Origin of the sequence: Corynebacterium timonense, from assembly GCF_900105305.1 — a bacterium.
Lineage (GTDB): Bacteria > Actinomycetota > Actinomycetes > Mycobacteriales > Mycobacteriaceae > Corynebacterium > Corynebacterium timonense.
Genome location: NZ_LT629765.1, coordinates 1,847,606 through 1,862,736, shown reverse-complemented (window position 1 = coordinate 1,862,736; position 15,131 = coordinate 1,847,606). Strand labels below are relative to the sequence as shown.

At 68.4% G+C, this 15,131-nt stretch carries 14 protein-coding genes and 1 pseudogene; 9 read left to right on the top strand and 6 right to left on the bottom strand.

The genetic code is table 11. From position 1 onward, the window contains the following. Positions 1-34: 34 nt before the first annotated feature. Positions 35-910 (bottom strand): PfkB family carbohydrate kinase, encoded by an 876-nt coding sequence (locus tag BLT81_RS08780; protein WP_019193948.1) that lies wholly within the window; start codon positions 908-910, stop codon positions 35-37. A gap of 24 nt (positions 911-934) precedes the next feature. Between BLT81_RS08780 and BLT81_RS08775 the strand changes: the two genes are divergently transcribed. After that, positions 935-2,200 (top strand): glycoside hydrolase family 32 protein, encoded by a 1,266-nt coding sequence (locus BLT81_RS08775; protein ID WP_019193949.1) that lies wholly within the window; start codon positions 935-937, stop codon positions 2,198-2,200. Positions 2,201-2,203: 3 nt separating this feature from the next. Here BLT81_RS08775 and BLT81_RS08770 read toward each other — a convergent pair whose 3' ends face one another. Next, positions 2,204-2,998: a formate/nitrite transporter family protein gene (locus BLT81_RS08770; protein ID WP_040421212.1), complete on the bottom strand. Its 795-nt coding sequence runs from the start codon at positions 2,996-2,998 to the stop codon at positions 2,204-2,206. Between the two features lie 74 nt (positions 2,999-3,072). Here BLT81_RS08770 and BLT81_RS13400 point away from each other — a divergent pair. The 4 genes and pseudogenes from BLT81_RS13400 to rplE form a co-directional block, all read left to right on the top strand. Continuing rightward, positions 3,073-3,204: pseudogene (locus BLT81_RS13400) on the top strand (PTS transporter subunit EIIB); the annotation flags it as partial. 557 nt (positions 3,205-3,761) lie between these two features. Continuing rightward, on the top strand, positions 3,762-4,130 hold the full coding sequence (rplN, locus tag BLT81_RS08760; RefSeq protein ID WP_019193952.1) for a 50S ribosomal protein L14: 369 nt from the start codon (positions 3,762-3,764) through the stop codon (positions 4,128-4,130). Positions 4,131-4,132: 2 nt separating this feature from the next. Further along, positions 4,133-4,447 (top strand): 50S ribosomal protein L24, encoded by a 315-nt coding sequence (gene rplX / locus BLT81_RS08755; protein WP_019193953.1) that lies wholly within the window; start codon positions 4,133-4,135, stop codon positions 4,445-4,447. A 2-nt stretch (positions 4,448-4,449) separates the two neighbouring features. After that, entirely contained in the window at positions 4,450-5,028 is a 579-nt protein-coding gene (rplE, locus tag BLT81_RS08750) for a 50S ribosomal protein L5 (protein WP_019193954.1), read from the top strand. A gap of 123 nt (positions 5,029-5,151) precedes the next feature. Here rplE and BLT81_RS08745 read toward each other — a convergent pair whose 3' ends face one another. Beyond that, positions 5,152-5,952 (bottom strand): siderophore-interacting protein, encoded by an 801-nt coding sequence (locus tag BLT81_RS08745; protein WP_019193955.1) that lies wholly within the window; start codon positions 5,950-5,952, stop codon positions 5,152-5,154. A gap of 130 nt (positions 5,953-6,082) precedes the next feature. Between BLT81_RS08745 and BLT81_RS08740 the strand changes: the two genes are divergently transcribed. The 4 genes from BLT81_RS08740 to BLT81_RS08725 are packed head-to-tail and all read left to right on the top strand — an operon-like array spanning position 6,083 to position 9,927. Next, positions 6,083-7,030, top strand: coding sequence for an ABC transporter substrate-binding protein (locus BLT81_RS08740; protein ID WP_019193956.1), 948 nt, complete (start codon positions 6,083-6,085; stop codon positions 7,028-7,030). 6 nt (positions 7,031-7,036) lie between these two features. Further along, positions 7,037-8,068 (top strand): FecCD family ABC transporter permease, encoded by a 1,032-nt coding sequence (locus tag BLT81_RS08735; RefSeq protein ID WP_019193957.1) that lies wholly within the window; start codon positions 7,037-7,039, stop codon positions 8,066-8,068. A gap of 51 nt (positions 8,069-8,119) precedes the next feature. Beyond that, positions 8,120-9,103: an iron ABC transporter permease gene (locus BLT81_RS08730; protein ID WP_051011452.1), complete on the top strand. Its 984-nt coding sequence runs from the start codon at positions 8,120-8,122 to the stop codon at positions 9,101-9,103. Positions 9,104-9,129: 26 nt separating this feature from the next. Beyond that, on the top strand, positions 9,130-9,927 hold the full coding sequence (locus BLT81_RS08725; protein WP_019193959.1) for an ABC transporter ATP-binding protein: 798 nt from the start codon (positions 9,130-9,132) through the stop codon (positions 9,925-9,927). Here the strand turns inward: BLT81_RS08725 and BLT81_RS08720 are convergent. The 3 genes from BLT81_RS08720 to BLT81_RS08710 are packed head-to-tail and all read right to left on the bottom strand — an operon-like array spanning position 9,924 to position 15,085. Beyond that, a complete protein-coding gene (locus BLT81_RS08720) occupies positions 9,924-12,275 on the bottom strand; it encodes a GNAT family N-acetyltransferase (protein WP_019193960.1) in 2,352 nt (783 codons plus the stop codon). The two genes, BLT81_RS08725 and BLT81_RS08720, sit on opposite strands and share 4 nt — an antisense overlap. Beyond that, positions 12,272-13,615, bottom strand: a complete 1,344-nt coding sequence (locus BLT81_RS08715) for a lysine N(6)-hydroxylase/L-ornithine N(5)-oxygenase family protein (RefSeq protein ID WP_019193961.1) — start codon at positions 13,613-13,615, stop codon at positions 12,272-12,274. The genes BLT81_RS08720 and BLT81_RS08715 overlap by 4 nt, the downstream gene beginning before the upstream one ends. Before the next feature lie 15 nt (positions 13,616-13,630). Then, positions 13,631-15,085 (bottom strand): pyridoxal phosphate-dependent decarboxylase family protein, encoded by a 1,455-nt coding sequence (locus tag BLT81_RS08710; RefSeq protein ID WP_019193962.1) that lies wholly within the window; start codon positions 15,083-15,085, stop codon positions 13,631-13,633. Positions 15,086-15,131 lie beyond the last annotated feature (46 nt).

Sequence of the window (15,131 nt, the reverse complement as noted above, 5' to 3'; positions counted from 1 at the left end):
ACCTTCCACGTTTAACCGGAATCCGGCGCCGCCGCTAGTACGCTGCGAGGACCTCGGCCCGGGTTGGGGTGTCGGCGCCGCGCCGGGAGACGGTGATCGCGGCCGCCGTCGCGGCGAAGCGGAGGATCTCGCGCCACGCCCCGGCGTCAAGTGCGCGCAGGCCGTCGCGGTCGAGGCCGCGGGCGTCGAACTCGTGGACCAGGGCGGCCATCACCGTGTCGCCCGCGCCGATGGTGTCGGCGACGGCGGTGCGCGGAGCACCGACACGTACTGTGCCGAAGGGGGCGCGGACCTCGATGCCGGCGGGGCCGAGGGTGGTGACCACCACGGGCACCGCGGAGACGTCGCCCATGAAACCCACCTCCTCGTCCGACATCTTGAGCACCGTGACGCTCGGCAGCATGGAGCGGAGGAACTCGCGGTGAGAGCGCGTGGCGTAGAACGGGCGCACGTTCGGGTCGAGGCAGACCACGGCGCCGGCGGCGGCGCTGGCGGACGCGGCGGCGGCGTAGCGCGAGGCCGCCGGCTCGAGCGCCAGCGACACGGTGCCGAAGACCGCGAAGCCGCCCGTCGCGGGGGTGGGCTCGGCAAAGCGGTCCGCCGTGCCCTCCGTGTAAAAGGTGTAGGCGGCCGAGCCGTCCGGGCGCAGGGAGGTCACGGCCAGTGTCGTCGGCTCGGGGCCGCGGGCAACGCCCGTCGTGTCCACGGAGGCGCTGGCCAGCGCCGCCACCAGCGCCTCGCCGAAGCCGTCGGTGGACAGGCGCGACTGGAACGCGACCGGGGAGCCCAAGCGCCCCAACGCGCGGGCGACGTTGAAGGGGCCCCCGCCGAGGGAGGGCACCAGCGGGGTGAGCGGGCCAGCGGCTGACGGCACGAGGTCGATGAGCCCTTCGCCGTACACGGTGATCATGCCGACAACCGTAGACTACGCGGCATGACCTACCGCCCGATGTATCATCTCAGCCCGCCGCAGGGCCGGCTCAACGACCCGAACGGGCTTGTGCTGTCGGGCCAGACGCTCCACGCCTTCTACCAGCACGACCCGGCCTTCCCCGCCGGTAAGAAGCGCACCGGCTGGGGCCACGCGGTGACCACGCTCGGGGAGGGCACGTGGCGCCATCTTCCCGACGCCCTCTACCCGGACTTCCCCTACGACCGCCACGGCTGCTACTCCGGCTCCGCCGCCGTCGACGGGGAGCGAGTGGCGCTGCTCTACACCGGAAACCTCACGGTCGACGGCGAGCGCTACGCCACGCAGAACCTCGTGGAGGTCACCGACCTCGACGGCCCCGCCGGCGGATACTTCCGTCGCAGCCCGAACAACCCGCTCATTGGTGCCCCCGCGCCCGGCTACACCGCCCATTACCGCGACCCCCACGTCACCCGCGGGGCCGACGGGCGGTGGCGGATGCTGCTGGGTGCCCAGCGCGCCGACCTCGCGGGCGCCGTGGTCATGTACACCAGCGACGACCTGGACGTCTGGCGCTTCGAGGGCGAGCTCACCTTCGCCGGTCTGTCGCGCAACCTCGCCGCCGCCTACATGTGGGAGTGTCCCAACCTCGTGCGCCTCGTCGACGAGGCGACCGGCGCCGAGCGCGACGTGCTGGTGTTCTGCCCGCAGTTTCGGGACGTCGATGAGTGCGGCTACGTCGTTGGCACCCTCACGGGCACCCACTTCGAGGTGGAGACCGATTACACCCCGGTCGACTACGGCCACGAGTTCTACGCCCCGCAGCTCATCGCCCACGGTGACGGCGCGCTCATGCTCGGCTGGATGGGTCTGCCCGGCCGCGACGACACGCCCACGCTCGCCGCCGAAGGCTGGGTCCACCAGCTCACTCTCCCCCGCAGGGTGCGCCTGCGCGGCGGCCGGCTCGTCCAGGAGCTCATCCTTCCCGCCCACCCGGACATGCTCGTCGAACGCGTCGAGGTCGGCGCCGAACCTCTGCGAGCACAGCTTATCGACGCCACCGGTGACGCCCCCCTCACCCTCACCTGGACCCCCTCAACCCCCGGGCGCGGCACCCTCGCCCTGGAAAAGAGCGGCCTAGTGCGGTGGGCCGAGTGCGCCGCCGGCGAGGTTCTGGTCACCGCTGACGGCGCGGCCGTCGAGGTCACCGCCGCCGGGGGAGAGGTCGCCTTCTCCTCGGCGGTGTTTTCCCGGGACGGTGCGCCGTGGGAGCGCCTCGAGGTGCAGTAGGGGCTAATCCTTGTAGTCCGTCGACGTTCGGTTCAGCCAGCCGTAGATCCCGCCCATGATGAGCCCGCCGCCGACGAGGTTGCCCAGCCAGACGATCCCCCAGTTGCGCAGGACGTTGCCGACGGTGAACCCTTCGATCGCGTCGGGGCCGATGATGAAGCCGCCGAGGGAAGTGAGCACGAAGTTGGCGATGGAGTGCTCGTAGCTCATGGCCGCGAACGCCGGGATGATGAGGATCACGCCCCACAGCTTCGCCGAGTAGTCCTTGCCGGCCTGCGTGGACACCATGAACGCGATGTTGACCACGATGTTGGCCAAGATCGCCTCGAAGAAGAGAGTCACCGAGGGCTTGGTGAGCTTGTCGCTCAACAAGTCGTGGAGGAACCCGCCGTTGAGGCTCACGTCGTGGGCGATCGTCGTCGTGGAGATCAACCACGAGAAGATGACGGCGCCGACGAGGTTGAACGCCGTGACAAAGACGATGATGAGCAGTCCGCGCCAGACGGTGTTCATGCGGTGGACAGCGCCGTACGTCATGAACATCATGTCGCCGGTCGCGAGCTCGCCTTGCAGCACAATGATGATGTACAACGTGGCGGCAAAGATCGCCCCGAACGCGTACTTGCCCCACTCCGGGGCCGCGGCCTCGACGAGCGTGGCCGTCGACGCCGCGAACGCCGTCATGATGCTGAGGTAGAGACCCGCCATGACGGCGCGAGCAGCGAAACGGGCGGGCTCGCGACCAAAGAGGTCGAGCTTGTTGTGTATGGAGGCGGGGGCCTTTTCGGCGAAACTCATACGGCGCATGGTAATGGCTGCACGGGTGTTCGGCCTGTCCGAAAAAGCCTCGCTGACGTGGCCCTGCGCCCCGGATCCGGCGGGTTCTCACCGGCATCGGAGGCGAGGACAACATTGTGGGCGCGGCCCACTGTGCGACGCGGCTGCGGCTCGTGCTCAAGGATCCGGACACGGTGAACACCGAGGCGGCGGGCAACGACCCGGATTCGCCGGAGGGCCCGCGCGCGGACGAGGCCGCTGCGGTGACGATCGCTCAGGCCACGCCTACGCGGGGCGCGCGACGGGCGCGGACGGGAAAAACGTCGACATCCCCAAGCACATCGGCTTCGACACCGTGAACCTTCAGGGCGAGCACTTCACCGCGCACGTGTCCAAGGGCGACGCGGTGACCCGCGGGCATCACCGCTGCCGGCTACGAGGTGACCACGCCCGTGGTGGTGTCCAACACGAAGAAGGTCGGCGCGATTGCCCCGGCACTGTTTTCTGCCGGGAGACGTCGAGGCGGGGGCGGACCTGCTCACGGTGGAGCCCGCGGAGAAGAAGTCCCAGGCAGAGATTTGATTCCCGGGTTGAACGCGTGGTTTAATACCACAGTTGCCTTGAGTTGGTCGGCTGCACCGCGCGTTTCCGAGTGGGGCGGCCGAGACCCTTCGACCCCGGTGGCGCCGGTGGTTCGTCGATAAGCGCAAGGCTCCGAACAGTAGTGACCACGTGCGCGCAGGACGGAAATCTGGCGCACATTCAACCAGGTCAGGAGACCACAGTGATTCAGCAGGAATCGCGTCTGAAGGTCGCCGACAACACCGGTGCACGAGAGATTCTGTGCATCCGCGTGCTCGGCGGTTCTGTCCGACGCTTCGCCGGCATTGGCGACACGATTGTCGCCACCGTGAAGGAAGCCGCCCCCGGCGGCAACGTCAAGGAGGGTGAGGTCGTTCGCGCCGTCATCGTCCGCGCTACCAAGGAAACCCGCCGCCCGGACGGCTCCTACATCGCGTTCGACGAGAACGCTGCCGTTTTGATCAAGAACGACACCGAGCCCCGCGGCACCCGTATCTTCGGCCCGGTCGCGCGTGAGCTGCGCGACAAGCGCTTCATGAAGATCGTGTCTCTCGCACCGGAGGTGATCTAAGTATGAAGATCAAGAAGGGCGATATGGTCCAGGTCATCTCGGGCAAGGACAAGGGCGCTCAGGGCAAGGTCATCGAGGCCTACCCGAAGCGCGACAAGGTCTTGGTCGAGGGTGTGAACCGTGTGAAGAAGCACGTCGCTAACTCCTACAACGAGCGCGGCGCCGAGTCCGGTGGCATTGTCACCCAGGAGGCCCCCATCCACGTCTCCAACGTGATGGTGCTCGACTCCGACGGCACCCCGACCCGCGTGGGCTACCGTTTCGACGAGAACGGCAAGAAGGTCCGCGTGGCCAAGACGAACGGGAAGGACATCTAAGCATGGCTGAGAACTACACCCCGCGTCTCAAGACCCGCTACAAGGACGACATCCGCGCCAAGCTCAACGAGCAGTTCGGCTACGACAACGTCATGCAGATCCCCGGCCTGACCAAGATCGTGGTCAACATGGGTGTCGGCGACGCTGCCCGTGACTCCAAGGTCATCAACGGCGCGCTCGAGGACCTCACCGCGATCACCGGCCAGAAGCCGCAGCTGCGTCGCGCGAAGAAGTCCATCGCGAACTTCAAGCTCCGCGAGGGCATGCCCATTGGCGCCAAGGTCACCCTCCGCGGCGACCGCATGTGGGAGTTCCTGGACCGCCTGCTCAACGTCGCTCTGCCGCGTATTCGTGACTTCCGCGGCCTCAACGACAAGCAGTTCGACGGCGCCGGCAACTACACCTTCGGCCTGTCCGAGCAGACGATGTTCTACGAGATCGACATCGACAAGATCGACCGCGTCCGCGGCATGGACATCACGCTCGTGACCACCGCGACGAACGACGACGAGGGCCGCGCGCTGCTGACGCACCTCGGCTTCCCGTTCGCCGACAAGGACGGCAAGATGAAGCAGGCCTAGGGCTTCGCTTCACGACGCCACACCCCCTGCACAGCCCACCGGGTTGAGCAGGGGGTTTCGTCGTTCGTGGGGTGGTTCGAATCCCGTGTGTTCTTACCCACTCCGGGTGAGGGGCCGGCGCGGCTACGGCCGGGCCTTGCCGTGGAACCAGAAGGGCACCCACGTGACGTCGGCAGGGTCAAGGCCCCACTCCTTGACGGCGAGCGCGCGGACCGCCTTGGTCAGGTTGCCTTCGCCAGAAACCCACACGGAGCGCGGCTTGTCCCCGGCCGCGGTGTCGAAGAGGGCGTGGAGCGCGGCGAGGGTGGCCTCGGTCTCGGCGGTTTTCGGCGCCTCGACGAAGGTGAAGGAGGCTAGCTTCTCGCCCCACTGCTCGGCGAGCCCGTCCTCGACTTCCGCGGGGTCGGTGACCACGGCGACAACGTGGGTCTGCGCCAGCGCTTCGGGGGCGTTTGCCTGCTGGTAGTCAAGGATGTGGCGCATCGCCGGGAGGGCCGATGCGTCCGCGAGGAGAAGCTGCGAGGTCGTTGGCGGGGTCCACAGGGCGGGGCAGGTGAACATTCCGGCCGTGTCGCCCGGGCGGGCCCGGCGGATCCAGCGGGAACCGGGGCCGGAGTCGCCGTGGGTGACCACGTCGACGTCGATACGCTTCTGCGCCCTATCGAGGCTGCGAATGGTGTACCACCGTAGGTCGGGCCGCGTCGCTTCGGGCATGGTGGCGACGGCCGCGCGGATGTTGATTCCGGTGAGCTCGAAGGGCCGGAAGGACTGGCCCGGCTGTGGCATGAGCAGACCGAAGTACTCGTCGGGGCCGCTCAGGGGGTAGTCGGCGAAGGCCTCTGCGGTGAAGGTGAGGCGGTGCAGTCGCGGCTTGAGCTGCTCGTTTGCGACGAGGGTGACGGGGTGCAAAAGGTGTGTGGGCATGCTCTGTGACCTAGGGTGTGTGAGGTAAGGCTTGCATTACGTCAGGTGCGCGTCCTACTATACGACAGTCACCACAATTTGCACATACCCATGTGGTGTAAATCGGACGGCCTACAGAAGGACACACGCAATGATGTTTTTGAACAAGCGCGCCACGGGCATCGTGGCCGCCCTCACCGCCGCCACGCTCGCGCTGGCGGGCTGCTCCCGCGGCGAGGGGGACTCGACGCAGGCTGAGGGCGACGACAGTGAGATGCGTGTCGCCAGCCTCGGCTTGGGCGACGCGGACACATTGCTGGCCCTCGGCATCACCCCTGTCGCCGTCGCGCCGTGGGGTGCGGAGGGCGACGTCGGCCCCTCCGGTGTTGGCCCGTGGGCCGAGGACCTGCTCGGCGACGCCCAGCCGGAGGTCATCTACAACGTTGCCAGTGGGTTCACCGCAGACATCCTGGAACAGGTCTCGGCGGTCGACCCCACCCACATCGTCGCCGTGAACCAAGCCGTCGACGTTGAGGCGCAAGAGTCCCTGGAAAACATCGCGCCGACGACCGTGAAGCCGGCGGAGTACGACGACTGGCAGGTGCCGTGGGAAGCGCAGGTGGAGACCATCGCCGACGCCGTGGACAAGTCGGCCGAGGGCCGCGACCTCGTGGAACAGACCGAGCAGGTCTTCGAAGACTTCAGGGCCAACCACCCCGAGGTGCAGGGCGCTCGCGCGGCCATCGTCATGCCGTACGACGGCAAGATCGGCCTGTACACCTCCGACGATGGGCGCGGGCAGTTCATTGAGGACCTCGGCTTTGTCATCCCCGACGAGCTGGAGGGCGACGGTTCCACGTTCTTCGTTGACTACGCCCCGGAGAACTACACCGAGCTCAACAACGTCGACTACCTTTTCGTGCTCGACTACAACGGCCTCGTCGACCAGGTCAAGAACGACCCGATCTTCCAAGACCTCGAGGTGGTCAAGGACGGGCGCGTGCGCTACCTCGACACTGATACCGGCAACGCGTTGAGCATGCCCAACCCGGTGACCATCCCGTGGGTGGCCGAAAGGTTCGAGGAGCAGCTGAACTAACACTCGATGAGTACCCCCGGCACTCTCACAGTGCGCCGGTCCCGCGATAGTGCGCGGGCCATCGCGCTGCTTGTCGTTGTCTCTCTCCTCGCGGTCGTGGCTTCGCTGGCGTTCGGCTCGCGCACCATTTCTCTCGCCGATCTCGTCGCCGCAGCTCTCGGCGAGGGAAGCGACGACGTGCGCAATATCTTCTGGCAGCTGCGCGCGCCGCGGACCCTGCTCGCCTACGCCGTCGGCGCATCGCTGGCCATCGCCGGTGTTCTCGCGCAGGCGTGGACCCGCAACCCGCTCGCGGATCCCGGGTTCATCGGCGTGACCGCGGGCGCGGCCTTTGCCGTGGCCGTGGGCAGCGCGGCGGGCGCTGTGGTCGGCCTCGCAGGGGCGACGGTGTACGCCTTCGTCGGAGCGGCCGCGGCCTCCGCGCTGGTGCTGATGGTTGCGCGGCGCTCAGCGAGCCCGCTCACCCTCATCCTGGTAGGCCTCGGCGTAGACGCCTCGTTGCGCGCAGGGTCGGTCCTCATCGGCCTGTTCGACACCTCGGTGCTGGACAGTATGAGGCACTGGACGGTGGGTTCGACCTTCGGCCGCAGCTACGACGACGCCGCCGTGGCCTGGGCGGGTGTGGCCGTCGGCGCGGTCATCGCCGCCCTCGCTGCGCGCCCGCTTGACCTTCTATCGATGGGGGAGGAGGCCTCCCTGGCGCTCGGCGGGTCGCCGCGGTTGGCACGCGTGCTGGCAGCCCTCGGCGTGGTCGTGCTCGCTGGCACCGCCACCGCGACCGCGGGACCTGTCGCCTTCGTCGGCTTCGCCGCCCCGCACATCCTGCGACGCTTCCTCGGCCCGCAGGTCAGTCGCTTGCTCCTGCCCGCGGCGCTCTTCGGGGGAGCGCTTGTGCTGTGCGCCGACATCATCGGGCGCCTCGTGATGCGCCCCGGGGAGCTGGAAATGTCTATCGTCATCGCCGTCATCGGTGGCCCGGTGCTCATCGCGGCGGTGCGCCGCGGCATAGGCGGTACCAGCCGAAAAGGGGTGGCGTAAGTGAGCAACCAGGCAGTACGCGTCTTTCGCGCGCAGAAGCGCGAGCGCACGATGAGAAAGAGCGCCGCCGGGGCGTTATTCGCGCTCGTGGCAGGTGGGGCCTACCTCATCCTCCTCGGGCAGGGGGCCGTGTCCATGTCCCCCGGGCGGGTCGTCGAGGTGCTGAGCGGCGGCGGCACCTCGCGCGAGATCATGGCGGTGTGGGACCTGCGGATCCCCGTTGCCCTCGCCACCCTGATCGTCGGTGCGGCGCTGGGCATGGCGGGGGCGTGGACCCAGTCGATGTCGCGCAACCCGCTGGCCTCTCCGGACATTTTGGGCGTCACCTCCGGCGCCGCAGTCGCCGTCGTGCTAGGAAGCATCTCGTACCGCCCCTCCTTCGTCGACGATATCCCGATCTTCTGGTGGCGTGCCGTGCTGGCGCTGGTGGGGGCGGTTGCTGTCGTTGTGGTGCTGTCGCTGCTGGGTGGCATCGGCACGAGCAACAGAATCGTCCTCGTCGGCTTTGCGCTGACGATGATGCTGCAGGCAGGCGTGAGCTACCTTCTCTTGCGTGCGGAGCTATTGCGCGCCGCCGAGGCGCAGACCTGGTTGGCGGGATCGACGGGCTTCATCCGCATGGATGCCATCCTTCCCCTCCTTATTGGGCTGGCCCCCTTCGTCGCGTTGGGGCTGTGGTGCGGGCGCGACCTTCCGCTGCTGGCGCACGACGACGCCTCCGCGGCCATGCTGGGGGTGAACATCACGATGCAGCGCAGGCTGCTGCTCGTCGCGGCAACGGGGGTGTCCGCCGTGGTCGTCGCGGCGGTGGGGCCGATCGGCTTCGTTGCCCTCATCGCGCCCCACTTCGGCAGGCTCGTTGCCCGAACACCCACCCCGCCGCCGTTGGTTGCGGCGGCGGCAGGAGCGGCGATTTTGGCAGCGTGCGCGGTGATCGCGGGCCTCATCCCGTCGACGGCGCCGGTGGGGGCGGTCTCGGCCGTCGTTGGCGGGATCGTCCTGGTGGTGCTGGTGTGGAGGCGATCGGGGCAGTGAACTCATTCGGAAACAGAGAGGCGGACATGGAACGAACTGATGCTGCACTCGTCGCGCGCGGTATCCGCGCGGGCTATACAGACGGGGCGGACGTCCTCCACGGCGTCGACCTCGCGGCGCGCGCGGGAGAGGTGACCACCCTCATCGGGCCGAACGGTTGTGGCAAGTCCACGCTGCTGAAGTCGATGTCCAAGCTGCTGACGCCCCGCGAGGGCACGGTGCGTGTCCATGGCACCGAGGTGCACACCCTATCCGCACGCGAGGCTGCCCAGCGCGTCTCGCTTCTCCCGCAGCACCCCACGGCGCCGGACGGGTTGTACGTCGGCGAGCTTGTTGCGCGCGGGCGCCACCCGCACCAAGGGCGCATGGCTGGCCCATCGGCCGCGGACCACGAGGCGATTGCGCGCGCCTGCGAGGCGACCGGCATCACCGACCTGCTCGAGCGCGAGATCGACGCGCTCAGCGGCGGCCAGCGGCAGCGGGTGTGGTTGGCGATGACCCTGGCGCAGGACACCCCCGTGCTGCTCCTCGACGAGCCGACGACCTTCCTCGACCCCGCCAACGCCATCGACATGCTGGCCCTCGCCCGCGAGCAGGCGCGCGCCGGTAAAGCAGTGGTGATGGTGCTGCACGACCTCATGCTGGCCGGCATGTTCTCCGACACGCTGGTGGTCATGCGCGGGGGGCACATTCTCGCCCACGGCACCCCGAAGCAGGCCCTCACCACCGAGGTGCTCGCCGAGGCCTACGGGCTGCGCGCCGAGGTGTGGGACGACCCCGCGGGGGCCGCTCCCGTGATCGTCCCGCGGGGTACTGTTCGCTAGACGGGTCCGCGAAGCGGGTTGCGGATCCGGCCCGCGTACAGCAGCGACGCATTCTGGTCGCTCAAGTTCACCATGGTCTCGGGGTTGCGCCATTGCAGCCGGTTGAGGCAGGAGTGCATGAAGTCCGGGGCACAGAGGGGGAGGGTTGAGCCCGAGTCGGGGTAGTCGGCCCTATACCCGTCCACGCATGCGCGGACGCAGGCCCAGAATTCTTCGTCGCTGAGGGCGCCGGCATCGGATAAGAGGGCGCCGAGGTGGCGCAGCACCCCGTCGATGATGTCGGCGTGAATCGGCTGGGCCCGCAGCTCCTGGTCCATGGTGGCGTCGCTGGTGATACGGGCGATGGCCTCGGGGACCTCGCGCTGGGGGTTAAGCACCGCCACCTCCTCGCCGATGTCTTTGAGGAAGGAACCGACCGGGACGAAGCCGTCAAGCTCCAGGATGACGTTCTCGGAGTGCAGCATGAACGCGATGTCGTACTCTGCCAGGGCGCGGACGGCGGGGCGGAGGTAGACATTGAGTAGCCGGGCCAGCCAGTCGGCGGGGGTCAGGCCCGAGCGGGCGATCCACTCGGCGGCGAGCGGGCGTCCGGCGGGGTCGGTGTGCAGTACCGCGGCGAGGGTGACCGCGACGTTTCCCTCGCCGAGCATCGGGATCGGGGACTCGCGCCATAGGGCCGCGAGCATCTTCTGGTGGGGGCCGTTGTCGGCGACGCCGGAGGCGGCGCTGCCGTGGTATACGTCGCCGGTGACGCCGATCGAGGCGATTTCTTTGAGCAGGCGCACGTTGTAGTGGGTGAAGTCTGGGTCGGCGTCGAGAAGCGAAGCGACCCATTCGTTGATGGCGGGGGTGACCGACATGTACGCCGGCGACAAACCGCGGGTGAAACCCATGTTGCGCACGGCCACTGCCGTTTTGACATACGGCAGCTCGGGGCGCGTGAGGTTGAAGAAGGTGCGCAGCGATTGCTGCGGGTGCATGAGGTCCTCACCCTCCCCGAGGTAGACCATGTCGCCGCTGAGGAGGAGGTCGGCGAAGACTGTCGTAACTTTGTTTTCCCACTGCCAGGGGTGCACCGGCAGAGCGACGTAGCGCGCCGGGTCGAGCCCATGGCGTGCGAGAACGGCCCCGGTCAGGTCTTCCATGCGCACGCCGCGTATCGACGCCACAGTTGCCGCCTCCCTGCGCACCGCGACCCACACCAACGCGGTGGAGCGTCCCTGCTCGGGCACGTAGGCCGTGGCCTCGGCTTCGCTCATTCCGGCGCGCCCGGCATTGGCGATGAACCCGGGGTGGCCCTCCACCATCGCCGACTCGATGTACTGCATGTAGGCGGCGGCATCCAGCGATGCGGCGGCGTCGGATAGCTCCGCCACCCCGGGGCGAGCCAGGGCTTCGGCGCGGGCGCGCCCGGCGAGGGTGGAGGACAATTCCTCCAGGTAGGTGTGCACGAAGGACGCGGGAATGCCCAGCTGCGGCGCTAGGCGCGCGACGAGCGGGATGAGCCGGACCGGAGCTCCGCTCTCATCGCGCACCGTGTCCGGGTCGATGCTGTAGTGCTCCAGCGGATGCTTCGTCGCGGCGAAACGGATGGTCGTGCCTCCGGCGTCGATGCTGTAGTAGCCGGGCTGCCCGGCCGAGCGCGGGGTGAGGGCGCGCTCGTGGATCATTTCACGCAGCGCCTTGGCCACGAGGTGAGCCTCCGCGCGCCGGGCTGACTGACCCGTGAGGTGCGTGGCGGGCGAAGGTAGGGCGAGCTGTGGCACCCGGGCCCGCGCGGCGAGCGGGGAGGCGAAAAACTGTGCGGGATCAACGGCCTGGATACAGGCGGTTTTTCCGGCAAGCGCGGTCTGCTCGAAGCCGGGCACAGTGCGAAACCCGGCGAGGGCATTTTTGGCCAGGATCTTGGTGTTGCGGGTGTCGGGTTCCACGATGATGCGCCGGTGCTTGCGCGGGGCTGCAAAAATCCACGCGACGGTCGCGGCCATGAGCGCCGAGGTCAGACCGGATTCCGTGGCCTCTCCTTCCGGCGGGGCGCACAGCAGGTGCATGCCGAGATCGCCAGGGCGCAGGGGCAGCTGCTCGGCGAGGTGGCTTAAAAGCACGCGGGAGGGGTCGTAGAGCTCGACGAACGCGAGGGGGGTGCCCGCGCGTTCGATCACGTAGCCGGCTTCGTGCGCGGCGGCGGCGAGGCGGGCAAGCTCGACGGCGACGTCTTCGGGCGAGGCGTCGAGCGCACCCCAGAACCGCGAGCGCGGGTCGGTGACCCAGCGGTGTAGGGTGTCGTGGTCGGCAGCGGCCGCGGGGCGAAACGTGAGCCACCCGGCGGTGGTGTGGATAACGCTCATGCGCCGAACCCCCCGATGTCTTGGAAGGCGATGGAGCGCTCGATGGGGTAGACCTCCCGGCCCGTGATGGCGCGCAAAACGATGGAGTTGCGCCATGGTCCCATCCCGAGGTCGGGGCCGTTGAGGGAGATGAGGTGCTCGTCCGCGTTGAGCGCGAAGAGGGAGCCTTCGTCGTCTGCGGCGAAGTTCTCGTTGAGGTCGAAGCGCCCTTTCGGGTCAAGGTTGATCAGGTCGCGGGCGGGTTCGAGGAAGGCGGGGATCTGGGCGCTGCGGTAACCGGTGCACAGGATCGCGGCGTGGGTGGTGTGCGTGGCCTGAGTGCCGCTTTCGTCGTGCCGCAGGTCGAACTCGAGGGCGTCGCCGCGGGTGCGCGCGTAGCGCACGCTTACCCCGGCGCGCAGCGTGGTGTGCTCCGCTAAGTCGTAGGAGAGGCTGAGCCGGTAGAGCATGTCGTAGATGGCATTCACCGTCTCCGAGGAGATGCCCTTGTACAGGCTGCGGTCCTCGCGCACCCGCCGGTCGCGCTGGTCCATGGGAAGCCCGCGCACGTAGCGCGCGTACTCCGGGGAGGTCAGCTCGAGGGTGAGCTTGGTGTATTCCATGGGAAAAAAGCGCGGAGAGCGGGTGATCCAATCCACGCGCGTGCCGTTCGCGACAGCCTGGCCGAGCAGGTCGGCGTAGATCTCGGCAGCGGACTGTCCGGAGCCGATCACGGTCACCGACTCTGCCTGCCGGAGCCACGCGCGCGCCGGAAGGTAGTCGGCGGAGTGGATCGCGCGGGGTGAGTCGCTGGCGAGCAGCGCGCCGGCTAAATCCTCGGGGACGTAGGGGTCGGTGCCCACGCCGCTGACCACGTTGCGGGCGAAAACGTCGGGCTGTCCGTCAATCTCGACGACCCAGCGGGCGCCGGTGGCGGCGCGGAGCTGCTCCGGCGCCGGGCGCACCGCGCGGACGTCGTGGCCCCAGTGCGTCGTGCTGAGCTGTTCGCTCACCCAGGCGCAGTAGTCGGAGTACTCGCTGCGCAGGGGGAAGAAGTCCTCGCGGATGTAGTAGCGGTGCAGGCGGCCCTTGAGCTTGAGGTAGTTGAGAAAGCTGAACTGACTCGTGGGGTCGGCCAGGGTGACCAGGTCGGCGAGGAAGGGGACCTGGATGGTGGATTCTTCGAGCAGCAGGCCTGGGTGCCAGCGGAAGGCGGGGCGGCGGTCGAAGAACGCTGCGGTGAGTTCCCCGGCGCTGACCAGCGGCTGCGCGAGCGCGGCGAGGCCGAGGTTGAAGGGGCCGATGCCGACCCCAGCGATGTCGACTGTGCGGTTGGTGTCGGTGGTGTGAGGCGTGGGCATGAAAAGCTGTTCCTTTTACAGTGTGTCTGCTGCTCGATCGGGAGGTGTGGGCAGGGTACGGCTGACGCGGACAACGGCGCGAAGGACCGAGGTGATTTCGTCGAGCTTCAGCGTCGGGTCGAGGATGGTGAGCTTCATCAGGGTGCGTTCGTCGATGCGGGTGACGGCGATGGCGGCGGTGCCGGAGGAAAAGAGGGCGTCGCGGATGGGGGCGGCGAGTGCCCCGCGTGGGTCACCGCGCAGGGAAAAGAGCACGGTGCTGAGATGGGGCTTTTCGTAGAGGTCGAGGTCGGCGAGCTCGGGGTCGTGTTCAATGGCGTGCGCGGCGTCGCGGGCGAGCGCGATGATGCTGTCGAAGGCAGCGCCGAAGGCCTCGGGGCCGACCGTCCTGAGGGTGACCCAGAGCTTGAGGGCGTCGAAGCGCCGCGAGGTTTGCAGTGAGTAGTCGGCGAGGTTGAGCCGCGGGGCATCGGCGGGGTTGAGGTAGTCGGCGTGCACGCGCACGGCGGCGAAGTCAGAGGCGTTGCGACAGAGCAGCGCGGAGCAGGTGAGGGGCTGGTAGAAGGTTTTGTGGAAGTCGATGGTCACGCTGTCGGCCCGGTCGATGCCGCGCAGCAGACCCGCGTGGGTAGGCGACAAACACGCGGCCCCGCCGTAGGCGGCGTCGACGTGGAGGTGCACCCCGGCGGCCCGGCAGACGTCGGCGATGCCGTCGAGCGGGTCGATGAGCCCGCGATCCGTCGTTCCGGCCGTGGCCACCACGGCCGCGGGCGTGCACCCGCTCCGTTGGGCGCGGGTGAGGGCGGCGCTCAGCGCAGCGGGCTCCATGGCGACGCTCACGACGTTGCCCGGCGCGATGCCGAGGAGGTCAGCCGCGCGGTGCACTGAGTAGTGCGCCGTGGGGGAGGCGAAGATTGCGAGCGAGTCGAGGGGCGCCGAGGCGCGGGCCTTGTTCCGCGCGATGGCCAGAGCCTGCAGGTTGGATTGGGTGCCGCCGGAGGTGAACACGCCGTTGGCGGACTCCGGAAACCCCAGGATGCGGCTGACCCACTCGATCAGGCGTTGCTCGATCAACGCAGCCGCGCCCGCTTGGTCCCAGGACTCCACCGAGGTGTTGAGCGAGGTGGCCAGAACTTCCGCGGCGACGGCGGGGAGGGCGATGGGGCAGTTGAGATGGGACAGGTATCTGGGGTGGTGGTAAAGCACCGCCCCGTCGAGCCAGATGTCACGCAGCTCCGCAAGGGTGCGGTGGAGCTCGTGGAGCGGGGCGGCGAGATCGATGTCTGCGAGTTTTTCGGCCGCGGAGGCGGCGTCGCAGGCGGGGATGGGGTGGTCAGTGCCGTAGATCGCCCGCGCGGCGAGGGATGCCGCTTGGCCGATGGCGGCGGAGAACTCCCCCGTCGTCGCGCCGCGCCCGATGAGGTAGTGGCCGACGCCGGTGGTCGGGGTCTGCTCATGTGTGGAGGGCATGAACCGACGTTATCAAAATAAGGATTGGCTAACCTCTAGTGGGGTT